Annotated in this window: 23 protein-coding genes; 3 read left to right on the top strand and 20 right to left on the bottom strand. The window is 35.9% G+C overall.

The window, feature by feature from the left end; all coding sequences use genetic code 11:
• From G7059_RS02210 to G7059_RS02175, 8 genes are all read right to left on the bottom strand, one after another.
• Positions 1–711 carry an RNA methyltransferase gene (locus G7059_RS02210; protein ID WP_166080468.1) on the bottom strand — a complete coding sequence of 237 codons (711 nt, stop codon included), beginning with the start codon at positions 709–711 and terminating at the stop codon, positions 1–3.
• Positions 708–1,310 (bottom strand): hypothetical protein, encoded by a 603-nt coding sequence (locus G7059_RS02205; protein WP_166080467.1) that lies wholly within the window; start codon positions 1,308–1,310, stop codon positions 708–710. Before G7059_RS02205 ends, G7059_RS02210 begins: the two co-directional genes overlap by 4 nt.
• Before the next feature lie 56 nt (positions 1,311–1,366).
• Positions 1,367–1,705, bottom strand: coding sequence for a hypothetical protein (locus tag G7059_RS02200; RefSeq protein ID WP_166080466.1), 339 nt, complete (start codon positions 1,703–1,705; stop codon positions 1,367–1,369).
• Complete coding sequence (locus G7059_RS02195) at positions 1,702–2,205, bottom strand: hypothetical protein (RefSeq protein ID WP_166080465.1); 504 nt, start codon at positions 2,203–2,205, stop codon at positions 1,702–1,704. Before G7059_RS02195 ends, G7059_RS02200 begins: the two co-directional genes overlap by 4 nt.
• Entirely contained in the window at positions 2,202–3,236 is a 1,035-nt protein-coding gene (queA, locus tag G7059_RS02190; RefSeq protein WP_166080464.1) for a tRNA preQ1(34) S-adenosylmethionine ribosyltransferase-isomerase QueA, read from the bottom strand. The genes G7059_RS02195 and queA overlap by 4 nt, the downstream gene beginning before the upstream one ends.
• Positions 3,237–3,319: 83 nt before the next feature.
• A complete protein-coding gene (locus G7059_RS02185) occupies positions 3,320–3,589 on the bottom strand; it encodes a hypothetical protein (RefSeq protein WP_166080463.1) in 270 nt (89 codons plus the stop codon).
• Complete coding sequence (locus G7059_RS02180) at positions 3,541–3,759, bottom strand: hypothetical protein (RefSeq protein ID WP_166080461.1); 219 nt, start codon at positions 3,757–3,759, stop codon at positions 3,541–3,543. The genes G7059_RS02185 and G7059_RS02180 overlap by 49 nt, the downstream gene beginning before the upstream one ends.
• A gap of 62 nt (positions 3,760–3,821) precedes the next feature.
• The gene (locus tag G7059_RS02175) at positions 3,822–4,502 is read right to left on the bottom strand and encodes a YitT family protein (RefSeq protein WP_240920523.1); all 681 of its coding nucleotides are present in this window, start codon (positions 4,500–4,502) and stop codon (positions 3,822–3,824) included.
• A gap of 72 nt (positions 4,503–4,574) precedes the next feature.
• Here G7059_RS02175 and G7059_RS02170 point away from each other — a divergent pair, with 72 nt between their 5' ends.
• Complete coding sequence (locus G7059_RS02170) at positions 4,575–5,375, top strand: MerR family transcriptional regulator (protein WP_166080459.1); 801 nt, start codon at positions 4,575–4,577, stop codon at positions 5,373–5,375.
• 23 nt (positions 5,376–5,398) lie between these two features.
• Here the strand turns inward: G7059_RS02170 and G7059_RS02165 are convergent, their stop codons facing one another.
• The 5 genes from G7059_RS02165 to G7059_RS02145 all read right to left on the bottom strand — a co-directional run bounded on the left by G7059_RS02165 (position 5,399) and on the right by G7059_RS02145 (position 11,611).
• Positions 5,399–6,514 (bottom strand): Sapep family Mn(2+)-dependent dipeptidase, encoded by a 1,116-nt coding sequence (locus G7059_RS02165; protein ID WP_166080458.1) that lies wholly within the window; start codon positions 6,512–6,514, stop codon positions 5,399–5,401.
• On the bottom strand, positions 6,514–7,470 hold the full coding sequence (locus G7059_RS02160) for a N(4)-(beta-N-acetylglucosaminyl)-L-asparaginase (RefSeq protein WP_166080457.1): 957 nt from the start codon (positions 7,468–7,470) through the stop codon (positions 6,514–6,516). Before G7059_RS02160 ends, G7059_RS02165 begins: the two co-directional genes overlap by 1 nt.
• Positions 7,471–7,575: 105 nt before the next feature.
• A complete protein-coding gene (gene tgt, locus G7059_RS02155) occupies positions 7,576–8,724 on the bottom strand; it encodes a tRNA guanosine(34) transglycosylase Tgt (RefSeq protein ID WP_166080456.1) in 1,149 nt (382 codons plus the stop codon).
• 11 nt (positions 8,725–8,735) lie between these two features.
• A complete protein-coding gene (gene typA, locus G7059_RS02150; protein WP_166080455.1) occupies positions 8,736–10,550 on the bottom strand; it encodes a translational GTPase TypA in 1,815 nt (604 codons plus the stop codon).
• 119 nt (positions 10,551–10,669) lie between these two features.
• Complete coding sequence (locus tag G7059_RS02145; RefSeq protein WP_166080454.1) at positions 10,670–11,611, bottom strand: L-lactate dehydrogenase; 942 nt, start codon at positions 11,609–11,611, stop codon at positions 10,670–10,672.
• A 107-nt stretch (positions 11,612–11,718) separates the two neighbouring features.
• Between G7059_RS02145 and G7059_RS02140 the strand changes: the two genes are divergently transcribed.
• The gene (locus G7059_RS02140; RefSeq protein ID WP_166080453.1) at positions 11,719–12,951 is read left to right on the top strand and encodes a hydroxymethylglutaryl-CoA reductase, degradative; all 1,233 of its coding nucleotides are present in this window, start codon (positions 11,719–11,721) and stop codon (positions 12,949–12,951) included.
• A 30-nt stretch (positions 12,952–12,981) separates the two neighbouring features.
• Here the strand turns inward: G7059_RS02140 and G7059_RS02135 are convergent, their stop codons facing one another.
• From G7059_RS02135 to G7059_RS02115, 5 genes are all read right to left on the bottom strand, one after another.
• Positions 12,982–13,536, bottom strand: coding sequence for a hypothetical protein (locus G7059_RS02135; protein ID WP_166080451.1), 555 nt, complete (start codon positions 13,534–13,536; stop codon positions 12,982–12,984).
• Between the two features lies 1 nt (position 13,537).
• Positions 13,538–13,903: a hypothetical protein gene (locus G7059_RS02130; protein WP_166080450.1), complete on the bottom strand. Its 366-nt coding sequence runs from the start codon at positions 13,901–13,903 to the stop codon at positions 13,538–13,540.
• Positions 13,896–15,026, bottom strand: coding sequence for an SPFH domain-containing protein (locus G7059_RS02125; protein WP_166080449.1), 1,131 nt, complete (start codon positions 15,024–15,026; stop codon positions 13,896–13,898). Before G7059_RS02125 ends, G7059_RS02130 begins: the two co-directional genes overlap by 8 nt.
• Positions 15,027–15,037: 11 nt before the next feature.
• Positions 15,038–16,300 (bottom strand): hypothetical protein, encoded by a 1,263-nt coding sequence (locus tag G7059_RS02120; RefSeq protein WP_166080448.1) that lies wholly within the window; start codon positions 16,298–16,300, stop codon positions 15,038–15,040.
• 152 nt (positions 16,301–16,452) lie between these two features.
• A complete protein-coding gene (locus tag G7059_RS02115; protein WP_166080447.1) occupies positions 16,453–17,709 on the bottom strand; it encodes a hypothetical protein in 1,257 nt (418 codons plus the stop codon).
• Positions 17,710–18,059: 350 nt separating this feature from the next.
• On the opposite strand from G7059_RS02115, the gene mutY reads away from it, so the two are divergent.
• Entirely contained in the window at positions 18,060–19,046 is a 987-nt protein-coding gene (mutY, locus tag G7059_RS02110; RefSeq protein ID WP_166080446.1) for an A/G-specific adenine glycosylase, read from the top strand.
• Positions 19,047–19,065: 19 nt separating this feature from the next.
• Here mutY and G7059_RS02105 read toward each other — a convergent pair whose 3' ends face one another.
• Complete coding sequence (locus G7059_RS02105) at positions 19,066–20,022, bottom strand: aldose epimerase (protein ID WP_166080445.1); 957 nt, start codon at positions 20,020–20,022, stop codon at positions 19,066–19,068.
• The gene (locus G7059_RS02100) at positions 20,006–21,175 is read right to left on the bottom strand and encodes a galactokinase (protein WP_166080444.1); all 1,170 of its coding nucleotides are present in this window, start codon (positions 21,173–21,175) and stop codon (positions 20,006–20,008) included. The genes G7059_RS02105 and G7059_RS02100 overlap by 17 nt, the downstream gene beginning before the upstream one ends.
• Positions 21,176–21,177 lie beyond the last annotated feature (2 nt).

The raw sequence follows: 21,177 nt of genomic DNA, 5'->3' as shown, positions 1-21,177 counted from the left end.
CTAATTCCCTCCACCTCTAAATCGTTCGTATGCAAAGACACTTGCTGCACCTACTGTGCTTAGTGATACACGAGCATCGTAATCAATACGAACATGGTCATCACTTTGTTCAAGAACAGATGCTGATAAGCCTCGCATTGCGCCTCCAAGACAGATACATACTTTTTCTGGCATTGAATACTCTTGAAGTGATGTACTTTCATCTCCACGGTATGCCGCAACAATACGAACTCCACTATTTTTTAGTGTTTGTAAAGCTTCATCCAGATTGTCACTTTGATGCCACCATAACGATTCGCTGGCACCAGCACTTGCGCGAATTAACTTCGATTCATTATCGTAGAAACGATAACTTGGAGTGATAAGCCCATCAAATCCAAGTGATTTTACAGTGCGAGCAATTTCACCTAGATTAAAAGGATCACTCACTCCCTCTAAACACATAAATGATAATCGTTTACCACTTGGTAATGATTCAAATTTATCACTTAATCGCTCTCCACACTCGACAAGATATCCACCATGACTTGTATTCCCCGCAAGTTCATCAAGTTCCTCACGAGTCAATTTCTTCACTGGGACATTACCTGCAATTCGTTCAATGTACTGTCCATCTTTATCGCGACGACGATCTAATAAATATATTGCCTTTATTTCTCTCTTTTTATTTTGTAAGATTGCTTTTACACTAATTTTTCCTGATACTATCATGAGATTCCCCATCTTTCCAAATGACTCTTTATTGTTTCGTAGATTAGTTTATGTCCACGTTTTGTAGGCAAGACACCATTGTTCTTTACAAATCTACGATAATGATTTAACTGTGCTTCGTTCATAATGCCATCCAAAGCAATCATTGATATTCTATATTCTTGTGCTAAGCTTCGTGTTAGATAAACACGGTCTTGATGAGCAAATCTCACAACATCATGAACACTTCGATTTACAGTATAAAACGGTTCCACTAAAGTAATATAGCGAGTAAATGAATCAAAGATACTTAGAACTAATTCTTGATAATTGGTATGATAACGTATCATTTTATCAGTAGTTGATAAAGTATGATGTCGTGTCTTAATTAAATCCAGACTACTAAACATCACAAAAACACAGTCAAAATTTTCTTTAAATATTTTTAAATCAAAATGTTGGTTTAATGTTTCCATGGAAGCACCAGGCACTGCCTTAATAATATAATTATAGTGTGGCATCTGTTTTTTTAAACGATCGATAAAACCGTCTGACTTCATACCTTCTAAGACAATATCATCACCGATAAATAGAATTTTCAGTTCCTTTTTAAAAGCCATACCAACACCTCATCTCTATTCTATATTATACATTAAAAAAAGAGTCTTTTGACTCTTTATACTTGAAAAAACGCCCATCCACAATAGATTAGGAGAATATCTAAGAAAACTCCATTTAAACCTACAAGATACAGTACTTCACGGAATTCATTAGCTGCCAAAACCTCTAATTGAATACCGAAAATTAATACAATAATAATTGATAAAATAACTTTCCCCAACCAACGGTTGTTTTTCTTACTGGATGGCGATAGGAAGTATCCAATACCAAGCATGAGACTTAAGCGAATAAAGGTTACTAACCAGCCTAAGTTACCTGGTACAAACTGTCGAGTTAATTTAAAGAGAATTGCACTCACTAATATTGCAAGGAGTGCTGTCCAGTATCGTTTCATTTAAAATCTATCCCTTCCTGACGCATTCTTAAGGATAATCCAAACACTATTCCTATTCCAGGAATAAACGCTGAGACAACCCACATTAATGACCACCAACTACGTGTTAGTCCGTCCAACATTACGTTTCCGAATATTGGGTTTAAGACATTATAAAAAATCCATAGAGAAGAATTATTTGTAAAGTAAGTTACTGCGTAAATGATGATAAACGCACTTAATAGAATAAGCATTAACAGAAGCACTGCTTTATCAATGCTTGCTACTAAAGATTCTTTATTAGGAGTTGAGACACCTAACAAGTATCCAGCAAGGCTATAAACAATCAGAACGATGATGCTTGTAAGCAAAACTTGAAGTGCTAAAGGCAAGCTTATAATAAAACCGAACATTGGAATTCCACTACCATAAATTAATAGCATAATAAAACTAATAATGACGTGAACACCAAGAACGACTAGCGTGATTTGTAGTTGTTGTGGATTCTTTTCTTTTGTCATAAGATCTCCTTTTTTGATTTCAAAAACATACTGTCTCCAAATGAGAAGAAACGGTATTTATTCTGAATTGCGTGTTGGTACGCGTGCATGATTTCCTCAGAACCTGCAAAAGCACTAACTAACATGACAAGAGTCGATTTAGGAAGATGGAAGTTGGTTATGATTGCATCAACTGCCAAGAATTTATAACCTGGGTAAATAAAGATTTTACTGTCACTTTCTGTTTCACAAAAACTACCATGTTCTTGCATAATTGTTTCGAGCGTTCGAACAGACGTTGTTCCTACAGCTATGATTCTTCTACCTTCTGCTTTTGCTTGATTTAAAATAGTTGCGGTTTTCTCACTCATCATATAGTGTTCAGAATGCATAATATGATCATTAATATCATCGACTTTTACAGGTCTAAATGTTCCTAATCCTACATGTAGTGTTACAGGAACTATTGTAACACCTTTATTACGTAGTGTCTCTAGTATTTCTTGTGTGAAATGTAAGCCAGCTGTTGGAGCTGCTGCACTTCCTGATATTTTTGAGTACACTGTTTGATAGCGTTCCTTATCTTCGAGACGTTCGTGAATATATGGTGGAAGTGGCATTTGTCCTAACTCATCAAGAACCTCTAAGAAAATTCCATCGTAGAATAAGTCAAAGAAGCGAATTCCTTCTTCACCAATCTCAGTACAAACAGCTTTTAATTGTCCATCACCAAAAATAAGTTCTGTTCCTAGTTTAACTACACGAGCATTCCCTACAAGACATTCTGCATGCTTGTCTTGGAACTTAAGTACAAGAAGTTCCACATGTGCCCCTGTTTCAGGTTTCACTCCAAAAAGACGAGCTGAAATAACACGTGTATCATTAACTACAAGGACATCTCCTTCATGAAGATACTCAACAATATCATAAAAATGACGGTCAGTACATTCCATACCGTCAACTACCAGAAGACGCGATTCACTGCGGTTATCTACAGGTGTTTGCGCAATTAATGACTCTGGCAAGTCAAAATCAAAATCATTTACTTTCATACGATTACCTCTAAATGCTACATTATTTTATCACAAGTACCGTCTTTTTTCTATGATATGAAAAAAACTCGGTCTATACCGAGTTAATAGATATCACCATGTAATGCTAAATAATTCATAAATTGGACTTTAACACCATCAACATAAGCAGCAACGATGTCTTTTGTTTGTTGGGTTGTTGCGATTGGAAGTGATTCTGCATCAAACATATCAAATGTCTTTTGAGTGAAGTAATCTTCAGTATAGTAGATTGTATTTAACTCAAAATGATTATTTGTATACCCTGAATCTGCGCCAAGAAGCGTTAAGGTTCCAATATCAATGTTCCACTTATCTTCCATTGTTTTACGCAACGAATTCTCAAGTGTTGTTTTAGGTAGAAGTTCTGTAGAAGGTAAGCAATATGCCCTTCTTCATTCTTCACAAGCAAAACTTCACCGTCATGATTCATAATAATAAGATGTGCTTTCGATACCAAGGTATCATAATTAAATTGTTTGATTAATGATTTACTTGTATTCATGGAAAACCTCCACACTCACATTGTGCATGATTAACGTGATGATTTCAAGAAATCACACTCTTTTACACATTTTTTTGTCTACTGTGAGTTAATGTTTGTTGCGACACTTCGTTTGATTTTACCATTTTTTCAAATAAAGTCATAGGGTGTAGTGTCTCAACTGAGGTAACTATATCAATCAATATTGACGAGATTGTGACGGTAATAAGTGAATATGCGATATTTACTACGGGTATGTAGGATAGTGATAGTATTAGAACACTTAAATCTGTAATTAGGTATGACTTAGAGAGCTTCCATCCTGTCTTCTTAGATATAATCAGCGCTAAGGCATCATCACCACCGGATGATCCGCCAGCACGCACAACGAGTCCTACTCCAACACCCACACAAAGTCCACCAAGAATTGCTGCAACCATAGTATTAGGTACAAGATCGCTAATTAATGGTGGAAACATCTCTTGTAGTCTCAAAAACGATGCAACAAGTACCGTTGATATTAATGATTTCTTAATGAACTTTATTCCCAAGTATTTAAAAGCAAATACATAACACATTACATCTAGAGCTATTGCTAAATAAGACGCATTAATACCCGACCAAAAGTTTATAAGAAGAATACCACCAAGTACTCCTCCTTCAGTGATACTAAATGGTTGGTGTATGTTATAAAGTCCAAAAGAAAGAATCATTGCACCTAGAATCATTTGAATTAGTTGATTTTTATTTAATTCTAGTTTCATGTTCATCCCCCATTTCTTCGAACATGTCTTACTTTAAACTATGGTATAATACTAGAGTCAAGGAGTATTTCTATGAAAAAGACATTTACTATCCAAGAGATTGCTAATTTATATAATATTGGGATTGATTCCATTCGCTATTACGAAAAAAAGGGACTTATTTCCCCTGAACGTGGTGAGAACGGATACCGATATTATTCTTTAGACGACATATCGAGATTAAATATAATACGAGATCTTTTAAGTCTTTCTTTTAGTACCGACCAAATTAAGGACTACCTCAGTGATTTTCGTCTTGATCATACCATCGAAATAATGGACCATGAAATAAGTCATATTGAGAAGGAACTTCTTAATCTAAAGAACAAAAAAGTATCACTAGTAAACCGTATTAAACATATCAACACGTATCGCAACGTGGAAACTGACACGATTAAACACATTCAAATGCCTCGAAGACAGTGTAAAGAGATAGAAACACGAATCAATAATGATGCAGAAACTGATTTGGTTGTTAAACTACTTCATCGCGACAACATTAAAAATGTCGTATCAATCGGTGATCTTGATACAGGCGCAATCCCTGTTCTTGAGCACCACAAAGTTGTAGCCAATGCATTTCAATCGGTGTTTTTAATCGATAATTCTGATGACAAGTATGACTTTATACTGGAAGAAGGTGATTACCTCTCTATATTTTACAGAGGTTCTTACTCCCAATCTAAGTCCTATTTCACGTTTATTAGGGATTACGCCCTAGCCAATAACTACACTTTCTCAAATCCTCCTTTTGAACTCTACCACATTGATAATCGATACACCGATGTGGAAGATGAGTATATTACGGAAGTACAACTTCATGTCATAAAATAAAAGAGCTTTCGCTCTTTTGTTTTTTAGAGAATATCACGCAAATGATAGAGTGCTGTTGCATAGATTTTAGTACTGTTTAGGAGATCATCAAGATCTAACCATTCATCTGGCAAATGCGCAATTCCATTTTGCCCAGGGAAACTGGGTCCATATGCAATAATATTAGGAATTATTTTTGCATAGGTTCCTCCAGTAGTCGTGACTGGTTCTAAACGTGATCCCATTATTTCTTCATAACTTTGTGTTAAGGGTTCGATATACTTCGAATCCTTATTGTTTATTACTGGATTCCAGTTATGCACTAGCTTGTACTCTAGACCACTTGGCAAGTGACATTCTATTATATCTCCAAGTTCTTTAATGGTCTTAGCTCCAGGATAGCTTAATGACATTTGAAAATAATCACGGCCATCTTCATCTACACCAAGTTTGTATCCACGCATAATCATTTCACCAAAGTCTTCATCACGGACATTGATACCTAGCTTAACTCCGTTACTTGGACTCGATAGAATGTAATCATTAATAAAATTATAGAATACTTCTTTATTTGTGTGGTTCACAATCCTTATCAGACCACGACCACGTTCTCCATAAACAACAGGCCACTTACAGTCTGGAGTCCATCCAAACACAGGTGGTTTTTCTTGTGTCAAATAGTGTTGGACACACTTAAACCCTGTTTCTTCATTGGTACCGAATACTATTCGAATGGGCATAGGGAATCTTATCCCTAGTTCTTTTAAAGCATACAATGCATAGAGATTCGCAAGAATCGGTCCTTTATTGTCTAAAACACCACGACCATATATTCTATTATTGGCAATCTCTCCACCAAGTGGATCATAAGTCCAACCTTCACCAAGAGGCACTACATCAACATGACCAAAAATACCTAAATAGTCTTCGTTTCCCTCACCATATTGAGCATAGCCAATTTTATTATCAATGTTTACAGTTTTAAAGCCTAGCTTAGACGCTATATCTAAAGCTTTGTCTAAAGCCTCTATAGGTCCTTCCCCATAAGGGGCATTATCTGTCGCTTCACCTTCAACAGAGTAAATTGAAACTAAATCTTGAATAGACTTAAGAAGCTCGGGCATCAACACTTCAACTTTCTCATGAATTTGCGATATCATTATTTCTCCTCCAATGGCTTCATTCTCTCAGTGAGATAATCTTCAAGCCATTCTTGAGACGCTTCTTCATGAACCATTTTATTACCTACTCGTTTCGTAGTGTATACTGTATTCTTTTGTGTCGCTGTTGCTACTGAGAAAGAAAAAGTATCAATATTTGCAGCCGCTCCCCAATCACCATCTGTATTGATAGCAACGATTGAAATATCTCCAGCTTGACCGCGTCTCTCAATTAATTTTTTATCCAAGTCAAATGTAACTTTCTCACATGCTTCCTGTGGGCTCATACCAGTTCCCATTAAACGAACAACTTCGTAGGAGACAACACCTTTCATTAGATCTTCTCCAAGTCCTGTTGCACTTGCAGCACCAATTGAGCTGTCTGCGTATAAGCCTGAACCAATTATAGGAGAATCTCCCACTCGACCTGACTTTTTCATGAACAAACCACTTGTCGATGTACCAGCTACAAGATGACCAGAACTATCAACACTGACCATCCCTACAGTATCATGACCCGAGTATGGTGATATATCCATTTCTTGTCTTTCTTTAACTCGGTTTCGATAATGGATTTTCGCACGGTCTGTTAACATGTTTTTTCGTTCAAAGCCTTGTTTGTGAGCGTATTTCTCTGCACCTGATCCTACTAGCATATTATTTACCGTATATTTTGATAGAGAACGAGCAATGGAAATAGGATTCGCAAAGTCTTTTATAGCCGCTACAGCACCAATATTTAATGATGTGCCATCCATAAAAGCAGCATCAAGTTCAACTTCCATCTCTTCATTAGGCAGTCCACCATATCCAACAGACTTATAAAACGGAAAGTCTTCTACATACTTTATGGCTTCTTCTACAGCATCGGCAGCCGTTCCACCTTTTTCTAAGATAGGTACCGACTTATCGATTCCCTCTTTTGCCATACGCCATGTTGCAATTATACCCCACATATACATACCTCTTATTCTAATGATACCTATATCTTATCAAATCATCTCTCACTTTTTAAATTTTATATATAAAAACTGAACCCTTATCCGAGTTCAGCTTATAATTTAAAATCCTGATGTATTAGAACCATCACTGATTCCATATGCTTCATATACTTCGTCTCTTAGTTCCAACAAACGGTCTTCTTTAATTGCTTCACGAATGTCTTCCATAAGTTTTAATAAATAACGTAGATTATGTATTGATAACAATCTCATACCTAAACCTTCATTCGTACGTATTAGGTGACGAAGATAAGCTCTTGTATAGTTTGTACATGCTTCACAATCACAGTTTTCATCAAGTGGGGTAAAGTCTTTTGCATAACGTTGATTTTTCATATTGAGGCGTCCTGCGCTTGTCATAGCAGCACCATGTCGTGCAATACGAGTAGGCAGTACACAGTCAAACATATCAACACCACGGATAACTCCTTCAAAGAGTCCATCCACACTACCAACACCCATTAAGTAACGAGGTTTATCTTCTGGCAGATACTTGATTGAATCCTCAATCATTTTATACATAACATCTTTAGGTTCACCAACACTGGTTCCCCCAATTGAATAACCTGGGAAATCAAGGTCCACAAGTTGTTCTGCATGCCATTTTCTAAGATCTTCAAACTCTCCACCTTGGCAAATACCAAAGAGCGCTTGATCTTCCGGACGAGCATGAGCATCTTTTCCGCGTTTAGCCCAACGAACAGTACGTTCAATACTATCTTTCATATATTCGTAAGTTGCTGGGTATGGAGGACACTCATCAAAACTCATGATAATATCTGCACCCAGATCATTTTGAATCTGAATTGATTTCTCAGGTGTTAAGAAAAGAGCTTCTCCACTTAGGTGGTTTTTAAAGTGAACGCCTTCCTCTACAATCTTACGTATTTTTCCGAGTGAGAATACTTGGAATCCACCACTATCGGTGAGGATTGGACCGTCATAGTTCATAAACTTATGAAGACCACCTGCCTCTTTAACAACATCTTCTCCTGGACGAAGCCATAAATGATACGTGTTGCTTAAGATTACTTGTGAGTTGATACGGTATAGGTCTTCTGGTGATAAAAACTTTACAGTCGCAAGTGTTCCAACAGGCATAAACATGGGTGTTTCAACTGTTCCATGCGGTGTTGTGATTGTCGCTAAACGAGCACCAGTTTCTTTATCAGTTTTAATCAAATTATATGTAAGTGGCTTATTTGCCATGACTATCCCTCCTAGTCTTCGCTATTGTTACGGAGCGCTTGTTTACGTTCGTGTGGTTTTAAGAAACGTTTACGTAAACGAATGAAGTTAGGTGTAACCTCTACTAATTCATCGTCACGAATAAACTCAATTGCATATTCTAGAGTAAGTTGAATTGGAGGTACCAGTTTCATTGCTTCATCACGTCCTGTACTACGGATTGCTGTTTGTTTTTTATTCTTTGTAGGGTTGATATCCATATCTGTATCACGAGCTGCAATACCGACGATCATTCCCTCATAGACATCAGTTTGTACACCGATAAAGAATTGTCCACGTTCTTGTAAGTTAAAGATTGAATACGCCATTGAAACGCCTTGTTCTGTTGAAACCATTGAACCGTTTTGACGTTGTTGGATGGCACCTTTATATGGTTCATAACCAAAGTATTGGCGTACCATTGTACCTTCACCATGAGTTGAGTTGATGAAATCACTTCTAAATCCGATTAATCCACGAGTTGGAACTTTCCAAACTTGTTTAATCATTCCACGATCTTCACCCATATCAATCATCTCACCTTGTCTTAGACTTAATTGGCTAATAATTGTTCCTGAGTATGCTTCTGGAATTTCTACTACGACTTCTTCAAGAGGTTCATGTTTACGACCATCAATCATCTTAGTGATAACTTGTGGTTTTGAGATTGCAAGTTCATAACCTTCACGACGCATGTTTTCGATAAGAATTGTTAAGTGAAGTTCTCCACGTCCAGAAACTTTAAATGAATCTGGTGAATCTGTTTCTTCTACTTTAAGTCCAACGTTAACTTCGAGTTCTTTTTCTAGACGTTCTTTAATATTACGTGAAGTAACATATTTTCCATCACGACCTGCGAAAGGAGACTTGTTAACCATAAAGTTCATAGATAAAGTAGGTTCTTCAATTACAATTGGAGGTAGTGGATCAATATGATCAACATTATTTAATGTATTTCCAATAGAAATATTATCAATACCAGATACCATAACAATATCGCCAGCAAATGCTTGTTCTGTTTCAACACGGTTTAAGCCTTCATAGACAAAGACCTTATTAACTGATTGTTTACGAACAGAACCATCGTTATCAACGATAGCAACTTGTTGTCCTTTTTTAATATTTCCTTTTGTAATACGACCAATTCCTAAACGTCCAATATAATCATCGTATGCTAATGATGAAATTTGGAATTGGAGTGGATCATAGTCATAATCTGGATAGAGTGGAGTATGCTCTACAATAGTATCAAAGAGTGGTTTTATATTAACCCCTTCTTCTTCCATTGTTTTTTGAACAATGTATTTTTTAGCAATACCATATAATATAGGGAATTCTAATTGTTCATCTGTTGCATCAAGTTCCATGAAGAGTTCGTATACTTCTTCAATAACCTCTTCTACACGTCGGTCTTGTTTATCAATTTTGTTGATAAGTAAAATTGGCTTTAAGCCATTTTCTAAAGATTTCTTTAATACAAAACGAGTTTGGGGCATTGGACCTTCTGCACTATCAACGAGCAGAATTACAGTATCTACTGTTTTAATAATACGTTCTACTTCACTAGAAAAGTCGGCGTGGCCTGGGGTATCAACTATGTTAATTTTGATATCTCCGTAAGTCACACTACAGTTTTTTGAATAGATAGTAATACCACGTTCTCTTTCAATATCATCACTGTCCATGACTTGATCTGCGACAACTTGGTGATCACCAAAGACACCTGCTGATTTAAGCATTGCGTCAACCAATGTACTCTTGCCCGCATCAACGTGGGCAATAACTGCTATATTAATAATTTTTTTCATAAAATACCGGTCCTTTGCATAACTGGATTATTATACACGAAATGAAGGCATAGTACAAAAAAAAGACTATTAAATAGCCTTTTTTCACATTTTTTAACAAATTATCAACTAAATAGCTCTTATAAGTCTGATTGAGCAATAATATCTTTCAACATATCTGCTGATTCTTTAAGTGCATCAACTTCTTGAGAGCTGTATGGTACTTCAACAGTATGAATAACTCCACGACGTCCAACAATCGTTGGAACTGAGATATAAACATCTTCTAAACCATAGTCTCCAGTTTGGTAAGTTGATACTGTTAGGATTGATTTTTCATCACGTAAAATTGATTCTACGATACGAGTAATTGCAAGTGCAACTGCGTAGTTGGTATAGCCTTTACGATTAATAATTTCATAAGCAGCTGTTTTTACGCTATGAGTAATTTCTTTACGAGTTTCTTCATTAAACTCAATTTCCATGTTACGGCAATATTGTTCAATTGTAAGTCCAGCAATTGTTGCTAGTGACCATGTTGCGATTTCGCTATCACCATGTTCTCCAATAATATTTGCGTGAACATTACGTGCATCAACTTTAAACTTATCAGATAACATAGCTTGGAAACGTGCTGTATCAAGTACTGTTCCTGATCCAATAACACGTTCTTGAGGGAATCCAGATAATTTATAAGTAATGTGTGCCAAGATATCTACTGGGTTTGATACTACAAGTAGAATTGCATCTGGATTGTACTTCACAATATTTGGAACTAATTCTTTATATATTGCGATATTTCTATTTACTAAGTCGATTCGTGTTTCTCCTGGTTTTTGAGCAAGACCAGCGGTAATAATAACAATATCTGAATCTTTAGTATCTGGGTAATCACCTGCAATAATCTTTACTGGTGAAACAAATACTTGACCTTGTCCAAGGTCCATTGCTTCTCCTACTGCTTTATCGTGATTGATATCAACGATTACTATTTCAGAAGCAATATTACTATTCATTAGAGCAAAAGCGGTGGTAGAGCCGACAAATCCTGCACCAACGATCGAAATCTTATTTGTTTTCATGATAAACCTCCTGTATGAAATTATTGTATCATATCCATCAATTTTTAATGTCTCTAATGATGTATAATATGTGTAAATACACGTGTATTTGTGAAAGGATTTTCATCATGTATAAAAAATTCTATAAACTTAGTTCTCAAGAACGTCGTACTATACTTCAAGATAATGGTCGTTATGACTTTGACCTAGATGTCCCTCTGCCAGAAAGCACCTCAGAAAATATGATAGAAAACAACATTACCCTTTATGAATTACCAATGGGCGTTGTTACTGGTTTTCTAATGAATGATAAAGAGTATGTCATACCTATGGTTACAGAAGAACCCTCAGTTATTGCTGCAGCAAATAATGCCGCTCGAATATTCGCAAGTAATGGAGGTTTGAAAGCAAAAGTGATATCACGTTTAATGCGTGGAGAAATTGCATTTTCAAGTCCTCTATATGACTATGGAGAGTATATTGACAACCACTATGATGAGTTGATTGATTTATGTAATCGTAGTTATCCTTCAATTGTAAATCGTGGTGGTGGTGTTCAGTCTATTAAACATCGATTAATCCACAATGAAAATAAGCCCTCATTCTTTATTATAGATGTCACAATCGACACTCAGGAAGCAATGGGTGCAAATATGATTAATACAATATTAGAGGCCTTACAAGCTCACCTCCAGGAAATATATAACCACGAACCCTTAATGGCAATTCTTAGCAACCTAGCTGATGAGTGCTTAGTGGAAGCTACAATTGAAATTAACCCTGAAACCTTACGGTTCCCTGAAAGCATCGCTCAACGTTTAGAAGAAGCTTATCAACTTGCTTCTGTCGATCCATATCGAGCTGCAACTCATAATAAAGGAATCATGAACGGAATTGATGCTGTTGTGATAGCTAGTGGAAATGATTGGCGTGCAGTAGAAGCAGGCGCTCATGCTTATGCTAGTCGTAGTGGTAGCTATCAACCCTTAACAACATGGAGTATTGCTGATAACGGCAATATTCTAGGTTCAATTACAATTCCTATGGCCATTGGAACTGTTGGGGGAACTGTAAAGCTTCATCCTAAAGCAGCACTTGCGAAGAAAATCATGGACTATAGTGATGCCAAAGAGCTTATGTCTCTTATTGCAGGTATCGGACTTGCACAAAACTTTGCAGCTCTATATGCACTAACTACGGATGGTATTCAAAAAGGACACATGCGAATGCATGCGAGATCACTTGCTATGAACGCCGGTGCAAATGAGAATGAAATTCAAGAAGTAGTAAGAAGACTTATCAAAGATAAGCCTATGACACTTCAAAAAGCTGAATTAATACTAAAAGAAATAAGGCGATAAACTCCACCTTATTTCTTTTTTATTATTTATCTATTTTTCGTAGACTAGTTTTCGTCCACAGTAATCACATTCACGAGTTTCATTTTCAACAACTTCATTTCGTGCACCACAACCACTGCATCGGATAACTTTTCTTAGTATTTGTTCCCTAACTGAAGTAACAAAGGCTCCCTCAATTGTCTTATCTGCTAAATTAATGTGGATGTTCTTTAGAAATCCATCACTAATCAACATGTTGATTTCTTTAATAACTTGTTTTTCTTTCTCATTTGTCGCTTTACATAGTTCTTCTAGCGTAAACATTTCGTTTTGGTAAATCCAATAGTAGTACTTATTATATAAATCTACCTGAATATTAAAGCGTGTTGATCGATAGACCATCGCTAAACCAATCACTATGAGTACTCCACCGAAATAGTATCCGACTGCGAAATAACTATAATCATCGCCGAACGCCTGATTGTACCAGGAGAACATTCCTAAAAGATAGACAGCGATTCCTAAATTTCGTAATGTTTTCTTTTTAAGAGCCTTACCCGATTCACTGCGTCTCAGTTCTTTCTTTCGATCTATTAATTTTGCCATACTAATATTTACTAATATCTTTCTTACCGAAAGTAGTACTCATTATTAAGTATGCAATTGCTGTAATCGCAAGAAATATAACTTGTCCTATATGCAGAGTTTTCTCACTGTTACCAGAGATAAACAATAGTATGAGTGAGTAAAGAATTGCTCCACTTGCATAGATTAGAAGTAAAGGTAATACAGAATACTTCATTCCTGTGTTTGTTCTTAATGACAGTGCTGATAATACTGTTGTAATAAGTTCAGCAGCAAGTATCCAATAAACATGACTTGTTGTCAGTGAATTTGTAAGATAAGCAATAAATACAGTTACAGCAATAACAATGATTCCTGAGATAATGAGAGTGTTAGATTTTTTAGTCATTGTTTTCTACTCCCTTTCCACATTCTTGGCAAAACTTAGCACCTTGACTTAGTGGTGCTTGGCAATGCTTGCATTCATTCAACAAGCTCTTACCACATTCATGACAGAATTTTTGACCTTCTTTAACTTCTGAACCACAAGTGCATTTTAGGTTTGAATCATTTAACATCTGAGAACAATTTCCACAGAACTTATCATTTTTCCCTACCACTTGATTACAGTTACTACATGTTCTTATGTCTTTATTGAGTACTTTATCAGTTGCTTGATTGAGTGCTGAACCTAAGGTTTCACCAATGCTTCCACCCATTCCCAATCCAACTCCAGCGCCCATCATACCACCAAGTGAACCTTCATTCTCAGCAGCTCCTACAAGTGCATCAAATGTTCTTTCCTCTGTGTACTCATACCCAATAATATCCATCTCTGCACGTTTAGACAATGCTTTCTTAAGTCTGATAACTCCTTCATCATCCTCAGGAGCACTGATATCCTCTACATAGAAGTTTAATAACTCAATACCATACATATCAAACTCATTTTTCATCTGTTGCTTCATAAAGTCTGATAACTCTGTTAGATATGCCCCAAGGTCAAGAGCCGTAATTTTTTTCTCTATTAGATATGTGGAAATTTCATCCTTTACATGTGTTGTATACATTCCACGGAAATATTTCGTAATATGTTCACGACCGAAGTTTGGTACGGTTCCAACCATTTTCTTTAAGAATGTTTTTGGATCGTTAATTGTCATTCCAAACTGACCGTATGCACTGATTGGAATATAGATACCATATTTTGGATCTTGAATACTTACAGGAGTTTGTGTTCCCCATTTGATATCCAATGTATGGACCATGTTTACATACCAGATTTCTGCTTTAAATGGTGTCTCTCCACCAAATGGTAAATTCACAATCTTATTCAATAATGGAATATTCGCAGTATCTAAAGTGTGACGACCCGCTTCAAATACGTCGTATGCTTTACCTCCACGGAATAAAACTGCCACTTGTGACTCATTTACGATTAATTGTGACTTAGTTGACAACTCATCGTTTGGAAACTTCCAAGCAAATACATTACTTTCACCTTCATACTTTACAATATTAATTAGTGCCATGTGTTTTCTCCTTATTGTTCCAACTTGAATTCACTTTCAAGCAGAACCTCTTTACTTTCATTTGATAAAACAAATCGATAAACTTCACCTAACTTTAGCTGGCCACTCTGAGCATCACGCGCTTGGTAATCAAAGATTAGATCTACGGATTCACCAGGATCTACTGTACTTCCTCTGTTTATGAGGTATCCACTAGCCAAATAACTATTTGACTTGAGGTCTAGTGATGCTTTTAATTGACTTGTATTCATTGAAGACGTTCCGGTATTTGTAAGAGTTATTTTTAGTGCTCTATAATAATGTTTTCCTTCATATGAAGAACGATAGCGGCTTCTTGCAATATACTCCGGACGGTATTCAAAGTATCCTGATTCAACACGGTCAAGTGTTACTGAAATTGTCTCTTTAGCATTTACTAGACTTACATTAGGTTCAACCTTATTTGTCACTTTCGTGAAACCATTTGATCTTCCTAATGTCGATGTAGGTAAGTTATTAACTGTTTCAATATGTCTTTCGATGAGCGAGTCAATCACTGGGAATTCAATACCCTCTCTCATTGTAAACAAGCTCCGTGAATCAACTTTATTTTTATTGATTATTTCAGGCATATCGACTACTACGCCACCATCGAAGTACAATTGACGAAACGATGTAGGATTGAAAGGATATACAATCTGTCCCTCATAACTTGAATGAGGATTTACGGTCAGCTTCTCATCATATCTGATGTTACCAAGGTTATTTGGTAGCTCAATATCCGAGTCTCGAAGAGATCGTGTCCCACTATAATCACTTCCAGTCGCATAGCCAAATTCACTAACTTCGATTGGACCATCTTTACTATTAATAATTTCAATTTCAGCTACTAGGAAATGTTTTGCACTTGAGATTCGATAATTAGATTTTAAACTGACATCCTTCTCTGTCTCAAAGAGCTCATATCCCTTAACGCACAATGCAACATCGTTCATTTCATAGCAATAATCGTTCTCTAATTTGAAATGTACATCTTTAACAGTTGCATTTTTTTCTTTATTTAAGATTTCATAGAAATCTTTGAAGTCATAACTTCCTTTCACTTCACTATAATTTGTAGTGTTAGTAAAATTAGGTGTCCTCATTGAATTTGGACGATTCTCCCACATTGTGAACCCTACAATCACTAGAGCCATACACAAAAGAACATTGAAGAACTTATAATTTACCAACCATTTCTTAAAAGCCTCTAAACTAAACTCAAGCTTTATTTTTGGTTTTAATTTCTTTTTCACTTTTTCACCTCAACGTGCCCTAAATTTTACCAAAATTTCATTAAAAATAGAGTAATGTTGTAAGAAAAGGTTAATTTATGTATTGAACAGTTATATTTATACATCTTTTATTAACTATATTGTCATGATTGAACAAACAAAAAAAAACACATCTAGCTTGATGTGTTTAATGCGTCTGAACTGTATATTTCTTTACCAATCACAATTGATCCGGGTTTATTGAGCTGCGAGTCCAGGTATTCATAGTAAGCCCCTGGTGTTGCTACCCCACTCATTTGGAATAATTTCATCCCAGTAGATTTAACAATCTGATCAGCAACAATAACGCAATTGGTAGTTAAGACATTGTATGTTTTAAACTTTCCTCGGAAGAATTTATAGAAATCAACGTGAAGATTCGCTTGTCGTAAGCGTGTTAGATAGTTCTCGCCTTCTGGATCATTCTGATAAGGATAATTATAATAGTAAGCATCATTTAGGATTTCATTAATTCGATTCTCGATATTGTCCGCTTGTGTGCTAGTAAGTTTAACAATGAATCTAAATACCGTAGTGCCTGTATCGACCGCATAATTCACGAAGTCAATTTCACTTCCTACAATAAGAACACCATCCCCATAGGCCATTGTCTTAGCACGATTATAGTTATCGTGTGCACCATAGGAATAGATAATACCATTGTATCCAATATCTAAATGACCAATACGGCTAGGACCGTCGTCTTTTGCATATAAATATACAGACAACATATTAGGTTTTGTAGGCGTAACAACATCATTAAATTGTTCTGGGTTGTCGATTTTAATCTTTGATATTTTCTTTAATAGAAAGTCCGGAATGAGTGCCGCAATAAATACTGGTGGAGAAAAACTAACGCGAATCTTATCAAGAAATAAGACGCGTATTGCTGACATACATTGTACAAGACCCAGTAGAATGATATAGATACCTATTTGCAAGTTCATAATAAAGGAAGACTCTGATCTAAATATGAAGAGAATACCACCCATAATAATATAAGCTAGCATTGCGAGTAAGTTGAAGGTTTTCCCTCTTTCCTTATCCTTAATTTGGACAAAGAGCTTCAAGCCATAGGTAAATGCATTAAACAGTGCCCATAGTCCAAATAATAATGCAGTGACGGAGATATGTAAGTGATTGTAGGTCGTCATTAATACGAGTAGAATAATAACTCCTAGTGTTACGAGTAAATCTGTGAACTTCCTACTCTTTACTGTTTGGTAGGCTTGCATTAATACCTGAAACGCTAGTAAACCTACGATTGACCAAAACAAAATTTCCCAAACTAGGTTTTCTCTAAAAATAACCAGAGTTCCGGAAATTACTATTGATACCCCAATAATAAACTGGAGTCCAAGTTCAATTTTGTTTCGTGTCGTTAGTTTCATTCAATCACATTCCTTACGTTCTTATTATACATGATTCTATTAATTTTCGTGGTATCAAACACATTTCATCGTTCATTATCAATATATAACCTTTATTATTTTGTGCACAAACTATCACATACATTAATTGCATATTTTGCTTGCTTTTTCAAAATGTAAGCAGTATCATATAGGTAACAACTTAATAATAATTTCAAGTTGTTACCGCAAAGATTGTTATCCTTGAGTCACTTTATAATTTCCTTCTTAACCACTTATAATGTGATACTGTGGATAATACGCACTATCTCTCTTAAAAAAGAAAAAGACTTTCGCTAAGGTCTTTTTCTTTTTTATGCTATACTGGTCCTATGACATTTACAGATAGATTATTAAACTGGTATCACGACAATAAACGTGACTTACCTTTCAGAGAAAACCGTGACCCATATCGTATTTGGGTAAGTGAAATCATGGCGCAACAAACACAAATCGCAACAATGATTCCTTATTTTAACCGCTGGATAGAACGCTACCCGACAGTCCAAGATCTTGCCGATGCATCGATTGATGATATCCTAAAATTATGGGAAGGCCTTGGTTATTATCGAAGAGCAAGGAATCTTCATCTAGGAGCTCAATTTGTAGTTGAGCATTTTAATGGTGTACTTCCTGATACTAAAGAAGAACTTATGATGATACCTGGTATTGGTGATTACACTTCCAGTGCAATAGCGTCCATCGCCTTTAGTAAGCCTGAGATTGTTATTGATGGAAACGTTAAGAGAGTTATGGCTCGTTACTTAAATTACACTGAGAATGTGAATGCGCGAAAAGCCCATAAAGTATTTGAAGAGTTCCTCAAAAAGGAATTGTTATCAAGTGGAGCTGATCCGAATGAGTTTAATCAAGCAATGATGGAACTGGGGGCACTGGTCTGTACTCCAAGTAATGTTCGCTGTGAAGGTTGCCCTTTCGAAGAGATGTGTGCATGCTGGCGTGGGGAAGTAAGTACTGATGTACCTTACACACCAAAAGCTAAGAAAGTTCCTTCTTATGATAAGAGTGTATTAATACTAACAGTCGATGATAAAATCCTTATTTCAAAGGATCATAGTGATGGATTAATGGAAGGACTCTTTAGACTTCCTCAAGTTGATGGACACCCTCAGGATAAAGAAGTCGTTGCAAGTCTTGTTCATAAGTTCTCTCATCTTCACTGGAACATCAAAGCATATTATGTTGACACTGTTGATGCAAATGACAACTGGTTCTTTGTACCAATTCAAGAGCTTAAAGACTCAATTGCAATGATTACGGCACACCGTAAAATACTAAAAGAACTTAATATATTATAAAAAATAACAGAGCAATCTGTTATTTTTGTTTTAATTTGTACGCTGTACGACTTCTAAATGTTCTTCCCTCATTAAATAGATACTCTTTGGAGTTGGTAATGTTGTATCCATTTGCAAGATATTGTGGTTCAAATGCTACGGCAGATTGATTCTTTGCCTTTTCACCATGCTCATTAACGAACGATTCATCAAACCAATTCGACGTATAAACACGCATATATGGCATATCTGTTTCAATCTCTAGGATATACTCAGAAGATTCTAGAGCTACATTCCCATTGAGTCTAAAGTCATGATCAAGATAACGCGTAATCTCAAACTGTGGATGTTTATCATTTGGACTTAGTTCTTTAATATTATTAAAGTCAAAAACAGTATTTTTAACATTCAAGAATTCTCCAGTATTTGCATTACTATCATCACAAAACGCTACTTTATCTGCTTCAATTCTGAGCTTCTGATTTGATAACGAATTTGAACCTTCAAGATTAAAATAAGTATGATTGGTAATGTTTAATGGAAGTAACGATGAACTTTTCGCCTGTACTTCCAGTACTAATTCATCATCAACTACCTCATACTTTATCCTATAAGTAACCGTTCCTGGATAACCATCTTTTTGATGACTTATTTCATCTTCGAAGATTACTTGCGAATCACTTTGATAGCTTATATTAAATACATGAGTTGATATTCCGTGATAACCACCATGAAGGTGATTGTTGTTATCGTTTTTCGACAAGTGTGTGGTTTTACCATCTATCGTAAATTGTGCATCTTTGGTTCTTCCTGCTATAGGTCCAACCATTGTTCCAAGATATACACCATTGTATTGATAATCATTTAGGTCTTGATATCTTACGACTACGTTGGGGCTATTGTTGTACTTCATAGAAATAAGGGATGCCCCTAGTGGTAGTATCTCCACCACTAAGTTCTCTCCCTTAAGACTAACTGTATTATGAGATAATTTCATGTGCTCCATCTCCAACATGAGCTTGATAGAAGGAAGCGTCATAGCCAATTATTTCCTTATATTCAAGACCAACACTTTCAATAAATGCATCTAAACCTTTATCCTCAACTATAGCGATAGCACAACCCCCAAAGCCTGCTCCCGTTACTCGAGCACCTAAGCAATATTCACTCTTCTTAGCTGCATCCACAAGTGTATCAAGTTCTACTCCGGTAACTTCATAGTCTGTTTTTAAACTTTCATGAGACAGATACATTAAGTCACCGAAAGCCTTAATATCGCCTGCTTCGAGGACTTTTACTGCTTGTTTCACTCGTTCATTTTCCGTAATTGCATGGAATGCACGATTGTATGCAATCTGATCTTCTAAGAATGCCTCACGTTTAACTTCAAGTTGCCCTTGATTCAATTCACATAGGTCTTGAATATCATAGAATTCTTGTAGTATTTTTAATGCTCTTTGGCACTCTTCAAGTCTTTGATTGTACTTAGAATCTGTTAACCCGCGGACTTTGTTTGTGTTCATTATCACAATGGACATATCTTTTAACTTGATTGGAACAAGACGATGTTCTGCCTTTTGTGTGTCAAGTAACAATGCTGAATCTTTTCTTCCAAAAGTTATAGCATATTGATCCATAATTCCTGTATTAACGCCCATAAATTCATTTTCAACACGACGTGTATTGTGCACAATATCAATCTGTGGAATATCAAGACTGAACATATTATTGACCATTACTGTTGTCACAACGTCGATGGATGCACTACTTGATAGCCCTGCACCATTTGGGATATTTCCAAAATATAGAACATCAAATCCATGATCAAGAGTGTAATCTTCTTGGACATACTTTAATACACCTTTTGGATAGTTAGCCCAATCATCTTCAGTTAGGTATTCAATGTTATCAAGATTTGATTCAATAATTCCTAGTTCTTCAAAGTTCATTGAGTAGAAATTGACGTTTCTATCAGTACGTTTTGAAACAAGGGCATAGGTGCCTTGGCTAATTGCACAAGGGAATACAAGACCACCGTTATAGTCAATATGTTCACCAATTAGGTTAATTCGTCCTGGTGCAAAAAATGTTCTCTCTGCACTTTTGCCATAAACTTTATTAAATGTTTCATAGAGATTTTTAGGTGTCATAA

Source organism: Erysipelothrix sp. HDW6A, from assembly GCF_011400295.1.
Lineage (GTDB): Bacteria > Bacillota_I > Bacilli_A > Erysipelotrichales > Erysipelotrichaceae > Erysipelothrix.
This window is presented reverse-complemented; position numbering and strand designations above follow the sequence as displayed.

Bases quoted from the DNA above. Each gene is read 5' to 3' on its own strand.
- G7059_RS02100 (WP_166080444.1), bottom strand. From the start codon at position 21,175: ATGACACCTAAAAATCTCTATGAAACATTTAATAAAGTTTATGGCAAA.
- G7059_RS02160 (WP_166080457.1), bottom strand. From the start codon at position 7,470: ATGTGGGGTATAATTGCAACATGGCGTATGGCAAAAGAGGGAATCGAT.
- typA (WP_166080455.1), bottom strand. From the start codon at position 10,550: ATGAAAAAAATTATTAATATAGCAGTTATTGCCCACGTTGATGCGGGC.
- G7059_RS02195 (WP_166080465.1), bottom strand. From the start codon at position 2,205: ATGACAAAAGAAAAGAATCCACAACAACTACAAATCACGCTAGTCGTT.
- G7059_RS02170 (WP_166080459.1), top strand. From the start codon at position 4,575: ATGAAAAAGACATTTACTATCCAAGAGATTGCTAATTTATATAATATT.
- G7059_RS02130 (WP_166080450.1), bottom strand. From the start codon at position 13,903: ATGACTAAAAAATCTAACACTCTCATTATCTCAGGAATCATTGTTATT.
- G7059_RS02125 (WP_166080449.1), bottom strand. From the start codon at position 15,026: ATGGCACTAATTAATATTGTAAAGTATGAAGGTGAAAGTAATGTATTT.
- G7059_RS02135 (WP_166080451.1), bottom strand. From the start codon at position 13,536: ATGGCAAAATTAATAGATCGAAAGAAAGAACTGAGACGCAGTGAATCG.
- G7059_RS02205 (WP_166080467.1), bottom strand. From the start codon at position 1,310: ATGGCTTTTAAAAAGGAACTGAAAATTCTATTTATCGGTGATGATATT.
- G7059_RS02140 (WP_166080453.1), top strand. From the start codon at position 11,719: ATGTATAAAAAATTCTATAAACTTAGTTCTCAAGAACGTCGTACTATA.
- tgt (WP_166080456.1), bottom strand. From the start codon at position 8,724: ATGGCAAATAAGCCACTTACATATAATTTGATTAAAACTGATAAAGAA.
- G7059_RS02210 (WP_166080468.1), bottom strand. From the start codon at position 711: ATGATAGTATCAGGAAAAATTAGTGTAAAAGCAATCTTACAAAATAAA.
- queA (WP_166080464.1), bottom strand. From the start codon at position 3,236: ATGAAAGTAAATGATTTTGATTTTGACTTGCCAGAGTCATTAATTGCG.
- G7059_RS02165 (WP_166080458.1), bottom strand. From the start codon at position 6,514: ATGATATCGCAAATTCATGAGAAAGTTGAAGTGTTGATGCCCGAGCTT.
- G7059_RS02115 (WP_166080447.1), bottom strand. From the start codon at position 17,709: ATGAAACTAACGACACGAAACAAAATTGAACTTGGACTCCAGTTTATT.
- G7059_RS02105 (WP_166080445.1), bottom strand. From the start codon at position 20,022: ATGAAATTATCTCATAATACAGTTAGTCTTAAGGGAGAGAACTTAGTG.
- G7059_RS02175 (WP_240920523.1), bottom strand. From the start codon at position 4,502: ATGAAACTAGAATTAAATAAAAATCAACTAATTCAAATGATTCTAGGT.
- G7059_RS02145 (WP_166080454.1), bottom strand. From the start codon at position 11,611: ATGAAAACAAATAAGATTTCGATCGTTGGTGCAGGATTTGTCGGCTCT.
- G7059_RS02180 (WP_166080461.1), bottom strand. From the start codon at position 3,759: ATGAATACAAGTAAATCATTAATCAAACAATTTAATTATGATACCTTG.
- mutY (WP_166080446.1), top strand. From the start codon at position 18,060: ATGACATTTACAGATAGATTATTAAACTGGTATCACGACAATAAACGT.
- G7059_RS02200 (WP_166080466.1), bottom strand. From the start codon at position 1,705: ATGAAACGATACTGGACAGCACTCCTTGCAATATTAGTGAGTGCAATT.